This window comes from Streptomyces abyssalis, from assembly GCF_001751365.1.
GTDB lineage: Bacteria > Actinomycetota > Actinomycetes > Streptomycetales > Streptomycetaceae > Streptomyces > Streptomyces abyssalis.
The window spans coordinates 1,182,632-1,196,413 of sequence record NZ_LJGT01000041.1; the positions used below are offsets into that span (position 1 = coordinate 1,182,632).

Consider the following 13,782-nt stretch of genomic DNA (forward strand, 5'->3'; position numbering starts at 1 on the left):
GGGCAAGGTCACAGGCCGCTGTTGAGGGGAGCGGCCTCGGCGCCTTCGCACGGGGTGTCCTGGTCGTTGACCCGGGCAGAGAACGGGCCGAGGCCCAGCGCGTGCGCGGCCACCAGATCGGCCTCCGTGTCCACGTCCTGGCGCACGGTGTCCACGCCGGTCAGAACGATCTCCTCCGCACCCGAGGCGCGGTGCCTGGCGCGCGAGAGCGGACCGAAGTGCGGCCCGAGGGCGTGGCCCGGCAGCGCGGACAGCAGCGTGGTGCCCGTACCGGCGGCGTCTGCCAGGAACGCGCGGGGGACGCCTGAGGCGAAGTCCAGGACCCGTCCCAGCTCTTCAGGCCGCAGCGCGGGCAGATCGGCGTTGAGCGCGGCGAGAGCGGCGTCGGGGCGGCCGGCGAGGACCTCGGCGGCGCCGTGGGCCAGCGCGGGGTTGAGGCCCGCGGCAGGGGAGTCGGGCACGATGCGCGCGCCGAGCACGGTCAGCTCCCGCGCCGCGTGCTGATCGTCCGTGACGACCGCCACATCGCGTACGGACGTGCAAGCAAGCGCCGCGGCCACCGTGTCCTGCGCGAACGCCAGCGCGAGCCGGGCCCGCACCGGCTCTCCCGCTGTCGCGGCGAGCCTGCTCTTGGCCCGTGTCAGTGGCTTCAACGGCACCACGAGGGTCCACGCCACGGGCGTCACGTGTGGCTGCATCTCCCCCATTCTCACCCGCCGCCCGCAGAGGCGGGCAGGCGCCCGGCTACGGTTGCAGGGCAGACGCAGACGAACCGTGTGCTCGACACGGTGGGGGGTGCGGGGCGAGACTTGCCCCTCGCGCGCCCGGGTGAACCCACGCCGGACGCGCCGGTCAGGCCCACGCCCGCCGTGCCGAGGGTCCCGCGCCCACCTCCGCGGCAGGCCCGTGCCCTGCCGCCCGCCGGGACCCACGTGGCTGTTCGAACAGGCAAGAGGAGATGGTGTCCGGGTGTCCCGCCGCAGAATCGGCTTCTGGTACCGCCTTGCCGCGGTTTTGTGTAAACCGCCGCTCTTGGTGTTCTTCAAGCGGGACTGGCGCGGAATGGAACATATTCCGGAAAAGGACGGATTTATCGCCGTCGTCAATCACAACTCCGCAGTGGACCCGCTTTCCTATGCCCACTTCCAGTACAACACCGGCAGGGTCCCGAGGTTTCTTGCGAAAGTGAGCCTCTTCAGGAGCGGGTTCGTCGGAGCGGCCATGCGCGGTACGGGTCAGATCCCCGTCTTCCGTGAGTCCAAGGACGCCATAGGAGCCTTCCGCGCCGCCGTCGAGGCCATCGACAAGGGCGAATGCGTCGCGTTCTACCCGGAGGGCACCCTCACCCGTGACCCGCGCATGTGGCCGATGAAGGGCAAGACCGGTGCGGCGCGAGTGGCGCTGGAAACGCGGGCGCCCGTCATTCCCGTCGCGCAGTGGGGCGCGAATCTCGCAGTGCCGCCCTACCCGAAACGCGGCGACATCCGGCTTTTCCCGCGTAAGACGCTGACCGTTCAGGCCGGACCGCCCATCGATCTCTCGGAGTTCTACGGGCAGGAACCCACTGCGGCGGTGCTCCGGCAGGTCACGGACCGCATCATGGATGCGATCACGGCGCAGTTGTCGGACATCCGCGGCGAACCCGCTCCCGCCGAGCGCTACGACCACCGCGCTGTCGAACAGCAGCAGGAAGAGGTCCCGCCGCAGCAACAAACCGGAAGCGACCGGCAGACCGGACCGGCAGAGCATGCCGAACGCACGAAGCAAGCCGAACGAGCACAGCAGGACACGGCGCCCCCGGGTGGCGCCGGGGGAGAGAACGCGTGACGAAAGCCGCCGTATTCGGCACCGGTTCCTGGGGCACCGCCTTCGCGATGGTGCTGGCCGACGCGGGCTGCGAAGTGACCCTGTGGGGCCGGAGAGCGGAGCTGGCCGAGGCGGTCAACACCCGTCGCGAGAACCCGGACTACCTGCCGGGCGTCGCTCTTCCCGCCGCGGTACGTGCCACCACGGACCCGGCGGAGGCGGCGGACGGCGCCGAGTTCACGGTGCTGGCCGTACCGTCGCAGACGCTGCGCGGCAACCTGGCCGGATGGGCGCCGGTGCTGCATCCGCGTACCGTGCTCGTCTCGCTCATGAAGGGCGTCGAACTCGGCACCGCGAAGCGGATGAGCGAGGTCATCGAGGAGGTCGCCGCCGTCGACCGCTCGCGCGTCGCCGTGCTGACCGGGCCCAACCTGGCGAAGGAGATCGCAGCGCGGCAGCCGGCCGCCTCCGTCGTGGCCTGCACGGACGACTCCGTCGCTCAGCGGCTGCAGGCCGCCTGCCACACCCCGTACTTCCGTCCGTACACCAACACCGACGTCGTCGGCTGTGAACTCGGCGGTGCGGTCAAGAACGTGATCGCGCTGGCGGTGGGCATCGCCGACGGCATGGAGCTCGGCGACAACGCCAAGGCGTCCCTGATCACCCGCGGTCTCGCCGAAACCACGCGTCTCGGCCTGGCGATGGGCGCCGACGCGCACACCTTCGCGGGCCTCGCGGGCATGGGCGACCTCGTCGCCACGTGCTCCTCGCCGCTCTCCCGCAACCACACCTTCGGCACCAACCTCGGCCGCGGCATGACGCTGGAGGAGACGATCGCGGTCACACGGCAGACCGCGGAAGGTGTCAAATCGTGCGAGTCCGTACGTGAACTGGCCCGTGTGCACGGCGTGGAGATGCCGCTCACGGAGACGGTGGTGGGCATCGTCCACGACGGCAAGCCGCCGCTCGTGGCGCTGAAGGAACTGATGTCCCGCAGCGCGAAGGCGGAACGCGTCTGAGGCGTACGGGCCCTTCCCCCGCGTGCCCGCGGCGCCTCCCCGCAGGCCGGTGTAATCCCCGCCCACGCCCGGCAGTTGAGCCCCCAGGGCCCGCACCCGCCGGGCGGCGCGGCGCGGCGGGGACGCGGCGGCGACGCGGCGCCCCGCGGACCCTGACGCGTGTGGGCCCAGACGGTACAGTCGACGCGATATGAGCAGCCAGAGCCCCTCCCGCAAGCCCCGCGTCGCCGTCGTCTTCGGCGGGCGAAGCTCCGAGCACGCGATCTCCGTCGTCACGGCCGGTGCCGTGCTCGGCGCGATCGACCGCGACAAGTACGAGGTGCTGCCCATCGGCATCACCTCCGACGGCCACTGGGCGCTCACGGCCGACGAACCCGAGCGGATGGCGATCGAGAACCGCAAGCTGCCGAGCGTCGCGGACCTGGCCGACTCACAGCCCGGCGGCGTCCTGCTGCCCCTCGAACCGGGAAACCGCGAGGTGACGTACCAGGAACCCGGCTCGGTGCCCAAGGCGCTGGGCGAGGTCGACGTCGTCTTCCCCGTCCTGCACGGCCCGTACGGCGAGGACGGCACCCTGCAGGGGCTGCTGGAGCTGTCCGGAGTGCCCTACGTGGGCGCGGGCGTGCTCGCGTCGGCGGTCGGCATGGACAAGGAGTACATGAAGCGGGTGTTCGCCTCGTTCGGGCTGCCGGTAGGGCCGTACGTGACGATCCGTCCCCGCGAGTGGCGGACGGACCCGGGGGCGGCCCGCAAGCGCATCGTGGACCTCGCCGGCGATCAGGGCTGGCCGCTTTTCGTCAAACCCGCACGCGGCGGCTCCTCGATGGGCATCACGAAGGTCGACGACATCGGCGGCCTGGACGAGGCGGTCGCCGAGGCACAGCGCCACGATCCGAAGGTGATCGTCGAATCGCTGCTGAGCGGACGTGAGATCGAGTGCGGTGTGCTGGAGTTCGAGGACGGGCCGCGGGCCAGCGTCCCCGCTGAGATCCCGCCCGTGAGCGCGCACGACTTCTACGACTTCGAGGCCAAGTACATCGACTCCGCCTCCGGAATCGTGCCCGCGCCGCTCAGCCCCGAGCAGACCGCCCGCGTGCAGGAACTGGCGGTGCTGGCCTTCGAGGCGGCCTCCTGCGAGGGACTCGTACGTGCGGACTTCTTCCTCAGCGACGACGGCGAGTTCGTGATCAACGAGATCAACACGATGCCCGGCTTCACGCCGATCTCCATGTACCCGCGGATGTGGCAGAAGAGCGGCGTCAGCTACGCGGAGCTGGTCGACAGGCTCATCCAGGCCGCGCTGACGCGCGAGACGGGCCTGCGGTAGAAAGCCGCACGACCGTACCGCGGGCGCCGGTCACGGGGTGACGCCCCTCAGTGGTGGTCCGGGCCTGCCTCCGGCACCGATGTGCGTATCGCCTTCGCGAGATCCGTCAGCGCGTTGATCTCCGGTGCGTAGTCGTCGGGGACGGTCAACTCGACGTTCGCGGCACGGCCCGTGGTGGTGAAGCGGTAGCCGCCCTCGCGCTGTTCGAGCAGCCAGGAGACCCCGTTGACTTCCGCCGCCTCCGCCGTGGGGTTGTAATGTTCACTACCGGGCGAGAGCTTCTCGGGGCGCGGCACACCACAGCGCAGTTCGATGGCCGGATCGCCCCACGCCGCGGTGTACTTCGAGGCGGGATCGAGCGTGATCCGCTGCTTCCCGTCCACACGCTTCGGCAGCCGGTCGCTCAGCGACCGGCACGTCTCGGCGGCCTTGCCGGAGGGGCTGGGCACCGCCGGGCCGCTGTCGTCCGCGCCCGTGCAGCCGGCGGCTGCCACGACGGTGACGGCGACGGCGCAGGACGCCCGGCGGAGGGAAGTGCTCACCGGGGGAGCATACGGGGGAGCTAGAGATGAACGATCGGACAGGTCAGGGTCCGGGTGATGCCGTCCACTTGCTGGATCTTGGCGACGACCATGCGTCCGAGGTCGTCGACGCTGTCGGACTGCGCGCGCACGATCACGTCGTACGGACCCGTCACGTCCTCCGCGTGCAGAATGCCCGGGAGCTTCGCGATGACGTCGGCGACGGTCGATGCCTTCCCGACCTCGGTCTGGATCAGGATGTACGCCTGTACCACGGAACCTCCAGGGCGGCTACGAGGATCATGGGAGGAGAGGGATCGCCACGGTACCGCGTGGCCGCTACCGCGCGGGAGACCCCCAGCACAGCCGGTGACGGAGGATTGACGCCACCGTCTTCGCGGAGGAGCGGCGGGGCACGAGGCGGGCAGAGGGAGACAGGCGAAAGGGCGCAGCGATGCATCTGAGCGGGGAGTACCGCGGGGGCCGGCCGCGGACGCCCGGCACCGTCGGGGAGCTCGGAGAGTTCGGCCTCATCCGGGAGTTGACGTCCCGGCTGACGACCACGCCCGCCGTACGCATCGGGCCGGGGGACGACGCCGCGGTGGTGGCCGCGCCGGACCGCAGGGTCGTCGCGACGACCGACATCCTGCTGGAGGGGCGGCACTTCCGGCGCGACTGGTCCACGGCGTACGACGTCGGCCGCAAGGCCGCCGCGGTCAACCTCGCGGACATCGCGGCGATGGGGGCCGTGCCGACCTCCCTGCTGCTCGGGCTCGTGGTCCCCGCCGAACTCCCCGCGAACTGGCCCTCGGAGCTCATGGACGGCATCCGTGACGAGGCGCAGGTCGCCGCCGCGGCCGTCGTCGGCGGCGACGTCGTACGGGGCGACACGGTCACCGTCTCCATCACGGCCCTCGGCGATCTGCGCAACAGGGAACCGGTCACCCGCTTCGGCGCACGTCCCGGCGACACCGTCGCCGTCACCGGCTGGCTCGGCTGGTCCGCGGCGGGTCACGCCGTGCTCTCGCGCGGTTTCCGCTCGCCCCGCGCGTTCGTGGAGGCGCACAGGCGGCCTGAACCGCCGTACCACGCGGGTCCGGCGGCCGCGGAACTCGGCGCGACCGCGATGACGGACGTCAGCGACGGGCTGGTGGCCGACCTGGGGCACGTCGCGGAGGCCAGCAAGGTCCGGATCGACCTGCGCTCCGCGGATCTCGACGTGCCGGCGCAGATGTCGGACATCGGCAAGGCGGTGGGCGTCGATCCGTTGCACTGGGTGCTCACGGGCGGCGAGGACCACGCTCTCGTGGCGACGTTCCCTTCCGCCGCGAAGCTTCCCGCGCGCTGGCGCAAGATCGGCGAGGTGCTCGCACCCGCCGCGCAGCCCCAGGTGACCGTGGACGGCGCACCGTGGGAGCGGCCGGGCGGCTGGGACCACTTCGGCAGCGGAGGCCCCGGCGGACGGGGCGGGGACGGGGACTGAGGGCGGACGCCGACGGGCCGCGAGGCGCCGGACCGGGGCCGTGCGGTCACGGCGGTTCGGCAGGCGAGCCGTGGTCCCCGGATGCGGCCCTCGTGCACGACCGGACGCCCGGATACGTTTGTGTGCATGGAGACGACCGCCGCGCGACCCGCGCCGCCCCGTGTGCTGACCGTCGCAGGCTCCGACTCGGGAGGCGGCGCGGGCATCCAGGCCGACCTGAAGACGATGCTGGCGCTCGGCACCCACGGGATGAGCGTCGTCGCAGCCGTGACCGCGCAGAACTCCCTTGGCGTGCAGGGCTACTGGGAACTGCCGGCCGAGGCGGTGCGCGCCCAGTTCCGCAGTGTCGTCGACGACATCGGCATCCAGGCCGCCAAGACGGGGATGCTGGCCTCGGCCGAACTCGTCGAGACGGTGGCCGGGCTCCTCGACGGGCTGACCGAGCCCGTCGTCGTCGACCCGGTGGGCGTCTCCAAGCACGGCGACTCGCTGCTCGCTCAGGAGGCGCTGGACTCCGTACGCACCAAGCTGCTGCCGGTCGCGACCGTCGCCACCCCGAACCTCGACGAAGTGGCCCAGCTGACCGGCGTACGCGTCACCGACGAGGCGGGGCTGCGGGAGGCCGCCGCGGCCGTCCTCTCGTACGGGCCGCGCTGGGCGCTGATCAAGGGCGGCCATCTTGCCGGTGGTGCGGAGGGCGGTGCGGGCGCCGAAGCCGTCGACCTGCTCACGGACGGCCACGAGGAGCACTGGCTGCGGGCCTCCCGCTACGACAACCGGCACACCCACGGCACGGGCTGCACCCTCGCGAGCGCCCTCGCGGCGGAGCTGGCCCGCGGCCTGACGGTGCCCGAGGCGGCCAGGTCGGCCAAGGAGTACGTCACGGGGGCGATCGCCGCGGGATTCCCGCTCGGGGCGGGTCTGGGGCCCGTGGACCACGGCTGGCGGCTGCGCGAGGGGCGGGGCGGTGCGGTCTGAGACAGCGCGGTCCGGGGGCGGCCGGGGCCGGCATGCGTGAAGCCGGCCCGTCGTCACGACGGACCGGCTTCTTCAGCAACCAGCTAGGTGGCCGCGCGGCTGCGACCCTCCCGGGCCGGCAGGCCCAGTCGGGGGAGCGTCAGCGCGAGACCTTGCCGGCCTTGATGCACGAGGTGCAGGCGTTGAGGCGCTTCGGCGTCCCGTTGACCACTGCACGCACGCGCTGGATGTTCGGGTTCCAGCGGCGCGGGGTGCGGCGGTGCGAGTGGGAGATGCTGTTGCCGAAGCCCGGCCCCTTGCCGCAGACGTCGCAGTTGGCAGCCACGGGTCACTCCAAAGACTTCAGATGCATGTACGGAAAATCCCGGCGACGCAGGCACAGTGATCGACCGGCACTGCCAGGGAGGTATTGACGCCCGATACTCATCAGGCAACCGGAGCAGCATACAACGCCTGCTCATGAACAGCGAAACCAGCCCTTGGCGCCTGCCCGGCGGCGGGGGGAGCCCTCGGACCCGGCTCCGCAGCCGGGTTCCCCTCCGCACGCTGCCGGTGCTCTGATCTGGTGCTGTGGCGGCGAAGACCGGCCGGTGGACCTTTCCGGTCGCGGCACTAGCCTTCGAAGCCGCATTCCTTCGTAGTCGGACAAGACCACAACCAGACCGGAGGTCCTCACGTGCCGCAGCCGTTCGACTCCACCGTGGTACGGGCATGGATCGCGCTCGCCCTGGAGGCCGTCGGCGAAGGGCGCGAGGAGATCGACGCGATCAACGTCTTCCCGGTGGCCGACGGCGACACCGGCACCAACCTCCAGCGCACCCTGGACGCCGCCGCGCAGGCCCTCGACGCCGAATGGGACGGCGACGCCCCCGCGGCACCGGCACTCCGCGCGCTGGCGCGGGGCGCCCTGCTCGGCGCGTGCGGCAACTCCGGCACGATCCTGGCGCAGCTGCTGCGGGGCATGGCCGAGACGTACGCGGCGGCCGAGTCCGCCGGAGCGCGCGGGGAGGCCGAAGTCCCCGGCGCCGGGCGGCTGTTGGCGGACGCGCTGGGGCGCGCCGCCGAGTCCGCGTACGAGGCCGTCGCGCACCCCGTCGAGGGGACGGTGCTCAGCGTCGCCAGGGCGGCGGCCGAGGCCGCCGGGCGCGCAGCCGCCGACGAGCCGCACGCGGGCGCGCCGGAGGTCGCCCGTGCCGCGCACGAGCGCTCCCGCGAGGCGCTGACCGAGACGACCGGACAGCTCGACGTGCTGCGCCGCGCCGGGGTCGTCGACGCCGGCGGCAGCGGCCTGGTCGCCGTGCTCGGGGCGCTGGCGGACGCCCTAGGGGAGCCGGTCCCGGAGGCCGCCTCGCGCATGCGCCGTCCGTACCCGGTGCCGAACAGCGGGGGCGGCAGCGGCAGTTCGGCGGGAGCGCCCGGTCCGTCCGGTCCGTCCGGCGGGGGTGGCGGCGCGTACGAGGTCATGTATCTGCTCGACGCCGACGACACCGCCATGGCGGGCCTGCGCGAACGCCTGGACGGCCTGGGCGACTCGCTCGTCGTCGGCGGCGGCGACGGCTTGTGGAGCGTGCACGTGCACGTCGACGACGCGGGCGCCGCGGTGGAGGCCGGTGTCGGCGCGGGACGCCCGCACCGCATCCGCATCACCCACCTCACGCAGGGGGAGACGGGCGAGCCCTGTGCCCCGGACACGGCCGGTGCCCCGGGCGGGGCTTCGGCCGAGCCTGCTGCGCAGGCGCAGGCACAGGCACAGACCCAGGCCGAGGCTCCCGCTGTTCCGGACCCGGCTCCCGGCGTCGCTGCGGGCGGCCGCGCCGTCGTCGCCGTCGTGCACGGGGACGGCCTGGCGGGTCTGTGCGAGGACGCCGGTGCTCTGGTCGTACGGGCCAAGGAGGCACTCGACGGCCCGGACGGGGAGTCCCTCGGCGCGGCCGTACGGGCGACCGGCGCGGCGGAGGTCGTGCTGCTCCCCAACGACGTGGATCTGCACGCCTCGGCGTCCCGCGCCGCCGACGCGGCGCGGGACGGCGTACCCGGGCTGCGCGTCGCGGTCGTACCGACCCGCGCCGCCGTGCAGGGCGTCGCCGCCCTCGCCGTACACGATCCGGAGCGCCGTTTCGACGACGACGTCGTCGCGATGACCAATGCCGCCGGCGCCACCCGCTACGGCGAAGTGACCGTCGCCGACCGCCCGTTCTGGACCATGGCCGGCGTCTGCGAGGGCGGCGACGTGCTCGGTCTCGTGGAGGACGACGTGGTCGTGATCGGCCGCGACGTCGCCGGGACGGCAGCCGAGGTGCTGGAGCGGATGCTCGCGGCCGGAGGGGAGATGGTCACGCTGATCGTCGGCGAACACGCGCCGCAGGGGCTGACGGAGCGGCTGGAGGAGCAGGTGCGCAGCGGTCATCTCGCCGTGGACACGGTGGTCTACGAAGGCCGGCAGCACTCCTCGGTGCTGCTGATCGGCGTCGAGTGAGGCCCTCGCACCGACGGCCTCAAAGGGCCCTCGCCCTCAACCCCTGATCCCGGCGCCGACCCTGACCCTGGCTCTGGTCCCGTACCGGTCCGTCCGGTTGCCGCGGCCTGTCACCGTCATGGTGTGCAATGGGGGCGTGTCCGCGCTCGACGATTCCCTGAAGAAGCACCTGGGCGGCAGCACCGCGAAGGTCCTGGCCGAACACCTGGGCCTGCACACGGCCGGTGACCTCCTCCATCACTACCCCCGCCGTTACGAGGAGCGCGGCCAGCTCACGCGCCTCGCCGACCTGCCGCTGGACGAGCATGTGACCGTCGTCGCGCAGGTCGCCAAGTCGAAGGTGCACACCTTCAACCGGGGCAGGGGCCAGCGGCTCGAGATCGTCCTGACCGACGGCAGCGGCCAGTTGCAGCTGGTCTTCTTCGGGCGAGGCATCTTCCAGCCGCAGCGGGACCTGCAGCCCGGCACGCGGGCGATGTTCGCCGGCAAGGTCGGCGTCTTCAACGGCCGCCTGCAGCTGTCGCATCCGCAGTACGAGAAGCTCGGGACGGACAGCGGCAGCGAGGACGTCGACGCGTTCGCGAACAGGCTGATGCCGATCTATCCGGCCGTGGCCCAGATGGCGTCGTGGAAGATCGCCAAGTCGGTGGGGACGGTGCTCGCTTCGATGGAGGCCACAGGCTGGGACGGGCTCGCCGACCCCCTCCCGTCGGCGATCCGCGAGGAGCGGCGGCTGATCCCGCTGCCCGACGCGTTCGAGAAGGTGCACAGGCCGCGTACGAAGGCGGACGTCGCCGCCGCACGGGACAGGCTGAAGTGGGACGAGGCGTTCATCCTCCAGGTCGCCCTCGCGCGGCGCAGGGTGGCGGAGGCCCAGCTTCCCGCCGCGCCGCGCGTTCCCGTGGAGGGCGGCCTCCTGGACGCCTTCGACGCGAAGCTGCCCTTCACCCTCACCGACGGGCAGCGCCACGTCAGCGGAGAGATCTTCGCCGACCTCGCCGCCGAACATCCCATGCACCGCCTTCTGCAGGGCGAAGTCGGTTCCGGCAAGGCCCAGCCGCTGGACGCTCTCGTGCTGACGCCGGACGGCTTCCGCGAGATGCGGGAGATCGGGCTCGGGGACGAGGTGGTCACGCCCTCCGGAGAGCCGGCGCCCGTCGAAGGTGTCTTTCCCCAAGGAGAGCGCGAGGTATGGCGGTTGACGCTGTCCGACGGCAGCACCGTCGAGTGCGACGACGAGCATCTGTGGCTGGTCGGCACCGCGGAGGCGTGGCGGCGTGGCGAGCGCCCGAGGGTGCTGACCACGCGGGAGATCAGGAACGACCTGATGTCGCCCGCCGGTTCGCCGAACTGGTATCTGCCGCAGGCGGTGCCGGTGGATCTCGGCGCCCCGGCGCAGGGCGTGGCCGATCCGTACGCGATGGGCCTGGAGCTCGGGCGTCGCGGCGCACACGGCCCGGTACCGCAGGTGTGCAAGGTGGATTCGGTCAAGAACCGGCTCGCGCTGCTCCAGGGAATCCTCGACGCGGCGGCCGACGATCCGGGCGGCGGCGCCCAGGCGCCCGGCGGGCCGCCCGGTGTCGTCCTCCGCTCCCCGTCCCGTGCGCTGGTCGAGGACGTGGCGTGGCTGGTGCGTTCGCTCGGCGGGCACGCGCGCATCACCCCGGAGAAGGGACACGAACAGGAACAGCACCGGCAACAGGGCCGGCAGGACCGGCAAGAGGGCAGGCAAGAGGGCAGGCAAGAGGCCGACGCGGACGCGGAGCCGGCCGAGCCGGCCCAATCTGCCGTCACGCTGCTGCTGCCTCCGGAGCACAGCCCCTTCCGCTCGGAACGCACCCTCGCCCGTACCTCCGTACAGGAGACGGACCCCGAGTCGCTGCGCCGTTCCGTACGATCCGCGGAGCCGGCCGGGCGCAGGCCGGTGCAGTGCATCAGCGTCCGCCACCCCGGCCGTGCCTACGTCACGGACAACTTCACGGTCACGCACAACACCATGGTGGCCACCCGCGCCATGCTGACCGTCGTCGACAGCGGCGGCCAGGCAGCGCTGCTCGCACCCACCGAGGTACTCGCCCAGCAGCACCACCGCTCCGTCACGGGCCTCATGGGCGAGCTGGCCGAGGGCGGCATGCTCGGAGGAGCCGAACAGGCCACGAAGGTCGTGCTGCTCACCGGTTCCATGGGAGCGGCCGCACGCCGCCGGGCGCTGCTCGATCTGGCCACGGGTGAAGCCGGCATCGTCATCGGCACGCACGCGCTGATCGAGGACAAGGTCCGCTTCCACGACCTGGGTCTGGTCGTCGTCGACGAGCAGCACCGCTTCGGCGTCGAACAGCGTGACGCCTTGCGTTCCAAGGGAGTTCAGCCGCCGCACCTGCTGGTGATGACGGCCACGCCCATTCCCCGCACGGTCGCCATGACCGTCTTCGGCGATCTGGAGACCTCCGTCCTGGACCAGCTCCCGGCCGGCCGCTCGCCCATCGCCAGCCACCTCGTGCCCGCCAGGGACAAGCCGCACTTCCTCGCCCGTACGTGGGAGCGCGTACGGGAGGAGACGGAGGCCGGGCACCAGACGTACGTCGTCTGCCCGCGCATCGGCGACGAGGAGGAGCAGACAGCGGGGAAGTCCGGCGGCAAGCCGGCGAAGAAGAAGGTCCGCGCCGAGGAAGAGGCGGCGGGCGGCGAGGCGGACGGCGGCGAGGAGGACGAGAGGCGGCCGCCCGTATCCGTCCTCGACACAGTGGCGCTGCTGCGCGAAGGCCCGCTGGAAGGGCTGCGCGTGGAGGCCCTGCACGGCCGGATGCAGCCCGACGCCAAGGACGAGGTGATGCGCCGCTTCGCCGCGGGCGAGGTCGACGTGCTGGTCGCGACCACCGTCATCGAGGTCGGCGTCGACGTGCCCAACGCCACCGTCATGGTCATCATGGACGCCGACCGCTTCGGCGTCTCCCAGCTCCACCAGCTCCGCGGCCGGGTCGGCCGGGGAGCGGCCGCGGGCCTGTGCCTGCTGGTCACCGAGGCGCCCGAGGCGGGCCCGGCCCGCGCCCGTCTGGAGGCCGTCGCGGGCACCCTGGACGGCTTCGAGCTCTCCCGCATCGACCTGGAGCAGCGCCGCGAGGGCGATGTTCTCGGGCAGGCGCAGTCGGGTGTCCGCACCTCGCTGCGGATGCTGACCGTGATCGAGGACGAGGAGGTCATCGAGGCCGCGCGGCAGGCGGCGAACGCCGTCGTCGCCGAGGATCCGGAGCTGGAGCGGCTGCCGGAGCTGCGTACGGCACTGGCCGCCCTGCTGGACGAGGAGCGCGAGGACTACCTCGACAAGGGCTGACCGGGCGGACCGGGCCGACCGGGAGGCGGGCGGGCAGCGGCGAGGGCTGCCCGAGCCTCCTCCCGCATCGGTCCGCCCCCGCCCGGAGGCGGGCGTGCGCCGCGGCGCCGTGGGATCCTCGGTTGCGACGGCGGGCCCGGAGCCGGTCCCGGCCACACCGCACGAGAGAGCGAAGGACGACCCCACGATGACCCGCGTGATCGCAGGAGCCGTCGGCGGCCGGCGGCTGACCGTGCCGCCGGGCCAGGGCACGCGCCCGACGTCCGACCGTGCGCGTGAGGGGATGTTCTCCAGCTGGGAGGCCCAGTTGGGCGCCTCCGGCACCGCCGCCTGGCACGGCAGACGCGTCCTCGACCTGTACGGGGGCTCCGGTGCGGTCGGTCTCGAAGCGCTCTCCCGCGGCGCCGCGCACGTGCTCCTCGTGGAATCGGACGCCCGTGCCGCCCGCACCATCAGGCAGAACGTACGGGCGCTCGGCCTCACCGGCGCCGAGGTGCGCCACGCGAAGGCCGAACAGACCGTCACGGGGCCGCCGCCCGGCGCCCCGTTCGACCTCGTCTTCCTCGACCCCCCGTACGCCGTGACCGACGACAGCGTGCGGGAGATCCTGCTCACACTCCGCTCCGGGCTCTGGCTGGCCGGCGAAGCGCTCGTCACCGTGGAGCGCAGCACGCGTGGCGGACGGTTCCGCTGGCCCGGGGGCTACGAGGCCCTCCGGTCCAGGCGCTACGGCGAGGGCACGCTCTGGTACGGTCGCGCCGCCGCGAGCGAGGACGCCCCCACACCATGCTGAACCCCGCGGACACCCCACAGACCCCCCATCGTCCGGAGAGCGAGGAAC

At 72.6% G+C, this 13,782-nt stretch carries 12 protein-coding genes; 8 read left to right on the forward strand and 4 right to left on the reverse strand.

All coding sequences use genetic code 11. The features are described from left to right. Positions 1–8: 8 nt before the first annotated feature. The gene (cofC, locus tag AN215_RS25965; RefSeq protein ID WP_431306316.1) at positions 9–698 is read right to left on the reverse strand and encodes a 2-phospho-L-lactate guanylyltransferase; all 690 of its coding nucleotides are present in this window, start codon (positions 696–698) and stop codon (positions 9–11) included. 271 nt (positions 699–969) lie between these two features. Between cofC and AN215_RS25970 the strand changes: the two genes are divergently transcribed. From AN215_RS25970 to AN215_RS25980, 3 genes are all read left to right on the forward strand, one after another. Beyond that, a complete protein-coding gene (locus AN215_RS25970) occupies positions 970–1,827 on the forward strand; it encodes a lysophospholipid acyltransferase family protein (protein ID WP_070010747.1) in 858 nt (285 codons plus the stop codon). Continuing rightward, the gene (locus AN215_RS25975; protein WP_070010746.1) at positions 1,824–2,825 is read left to right on the forward strand and encodes an NAD(P)H-dependent glycerol-3-phosphate dehydrogenase; all 1,002 of its coding nucleotides are present in this window, start codon (positions 1,824–1,826) and stop codon (positions 2,823–2,825) included. The genes AN215_RS25970 and AN215_RS25975 overlap by 4 nt, the downstream gene beginning before the upstream one ends. 190 nt (positions 2,826–3,015) lie before the next feature. After that, positions 3,016–4,152: a D-alanine--D-alanine ligase family protein gene (locus AN215_RS25980; protein ID WP_070010745.1), complete on the forward strand. Its 1,137-nt coding sequence runs from the start codon at positions 3,016–3,018 to the stop codon at positions 4,150–4,152. 47 nt (positions 4,153–4,199) lie between these two features. Here AN215_RS25980 and AN215_RS25985 read toward each other — a convergent pair whose 3' ends face one another. Both AN215_RS25985 and AN215_RS25990 read right to left on the reverse strand, forming a co-directional pair. Beyond that, complete coding sequence (locus AN215_RS25985; RefSeq protein WP_070010744.1) at positions 4,200–4,694, reverse strand: DUF3515 domain-containing protein; 495 nt, start codon at positions 4,692–4,694, stop codon at positions 4,200–4,202. Positions 4,695–4,714: 20 nt separating this feature from the next. Continuing rightward, a complete protein-coding gene (locus AN215_RS25990) occupies positions 4,715–4,948 on the reverse strand; it encodes an Lrp/AsnC family transcriptional regulator (RefSeq protein ID WP_070010743.1) in 234 nt (77 codons plus the stop codon). A gap of 179 nt (positions 4,949–5,127) precedes the next feature. On the opposite strand from AN215_RS25990, the gene AN215_RS25995 reads away from it, so the two are divergent. Together AN215_RS25995 and thiD are read left to right on the forward strand one after the other, a co-directional pair. Beyond that, positions 5,128–6,156, forward strand: coding sequence for a thiamine-phosphate kinase (locus AN215_RS25995; protein WP_070010742.1), 1,029 nt, complete (start codon positions 5,128–5,130; stop codon positions 6,154–6,156). A 126-nt stretch (positions 6,157–6,282) separates the two neighbouring features. Next, positions 6,283–7,134: a bifunctional hydroxymethylpyrimidine kinase/phosphomethylpyrimidine kinase gene (thiD, locus tag AN215_RS26000; protein ID WP_070010741.1), complete on the forward strand. Its 852-nt coding sequence runs from the start codon at positions 6,283–6,285 to the stop codon at positions 7,132–7,134. A gap of 139 nt (positions 7,135–7,273) precedes the next feature. On the opposite strand, the gene rpmB is transcribed toward thiD, so the two are convergent. Next, positions 7,274–7,459, reverse strand: a complete 186-nt coding sequence (gene rpmB, locus AN215_RS26005; protein ID WP_028435377.1) for a 50S ribosomal protein L28 — start codon at positions 7,457–7,459, stop codon at positions 7,274–7,276. Positions 7,460–7,810: 351 nt separating this feature from the next. Between rpmB and AN215_RS26010 the strand changes: the two genes are divergently transcribed. The 3 genes from AN215_RS26010 to rsmD all read left to right on the forward strand — a co-directional run bounded on the left by AN215_RS26010 (position 7,811) and on the right by rsmD (position 13,734). Next, positions 7,811–9,610 (forward strand): DAK2 domain-containing protein, encoded by a 1,800-nt coding sequence (locus AN215_RS26010; protein ID WP_070031259.1) that lies wholly within the window; start codon positions 7,811–7,813, stop codon positions 9,608–9,610. A gap of 118 nt (positions 9,611–9,728) precedes the next feature. Continuing rightward, positions 9,729–12,941, forward strand: a complete 3,213-nt coding sequence (locus tag AN215_RS26015; protein WP_070010739.1) for a helicase-related protein — start codon at positions 9,729–9,731, stop codon at positions 12,939–12,941. Between the two features lie 187 nt (positions 12,942–13,128). Next, on the forward strand, positions 13,129–13,734 hold the full coding sequence (gene rsmD / locus AN215_RS26020; RefSeq protein ID WP_070011324.1) for a 16S rRNA (guanine(966)-N(2))-methyltransferase RsmD: 606 nt from the start codon (positions 13,129–13,131) through the stop codon (positions 13,732–13,734). The last annotated feature ends 48 nt before the right edge of the window (positions 13,735–13,782 follow it).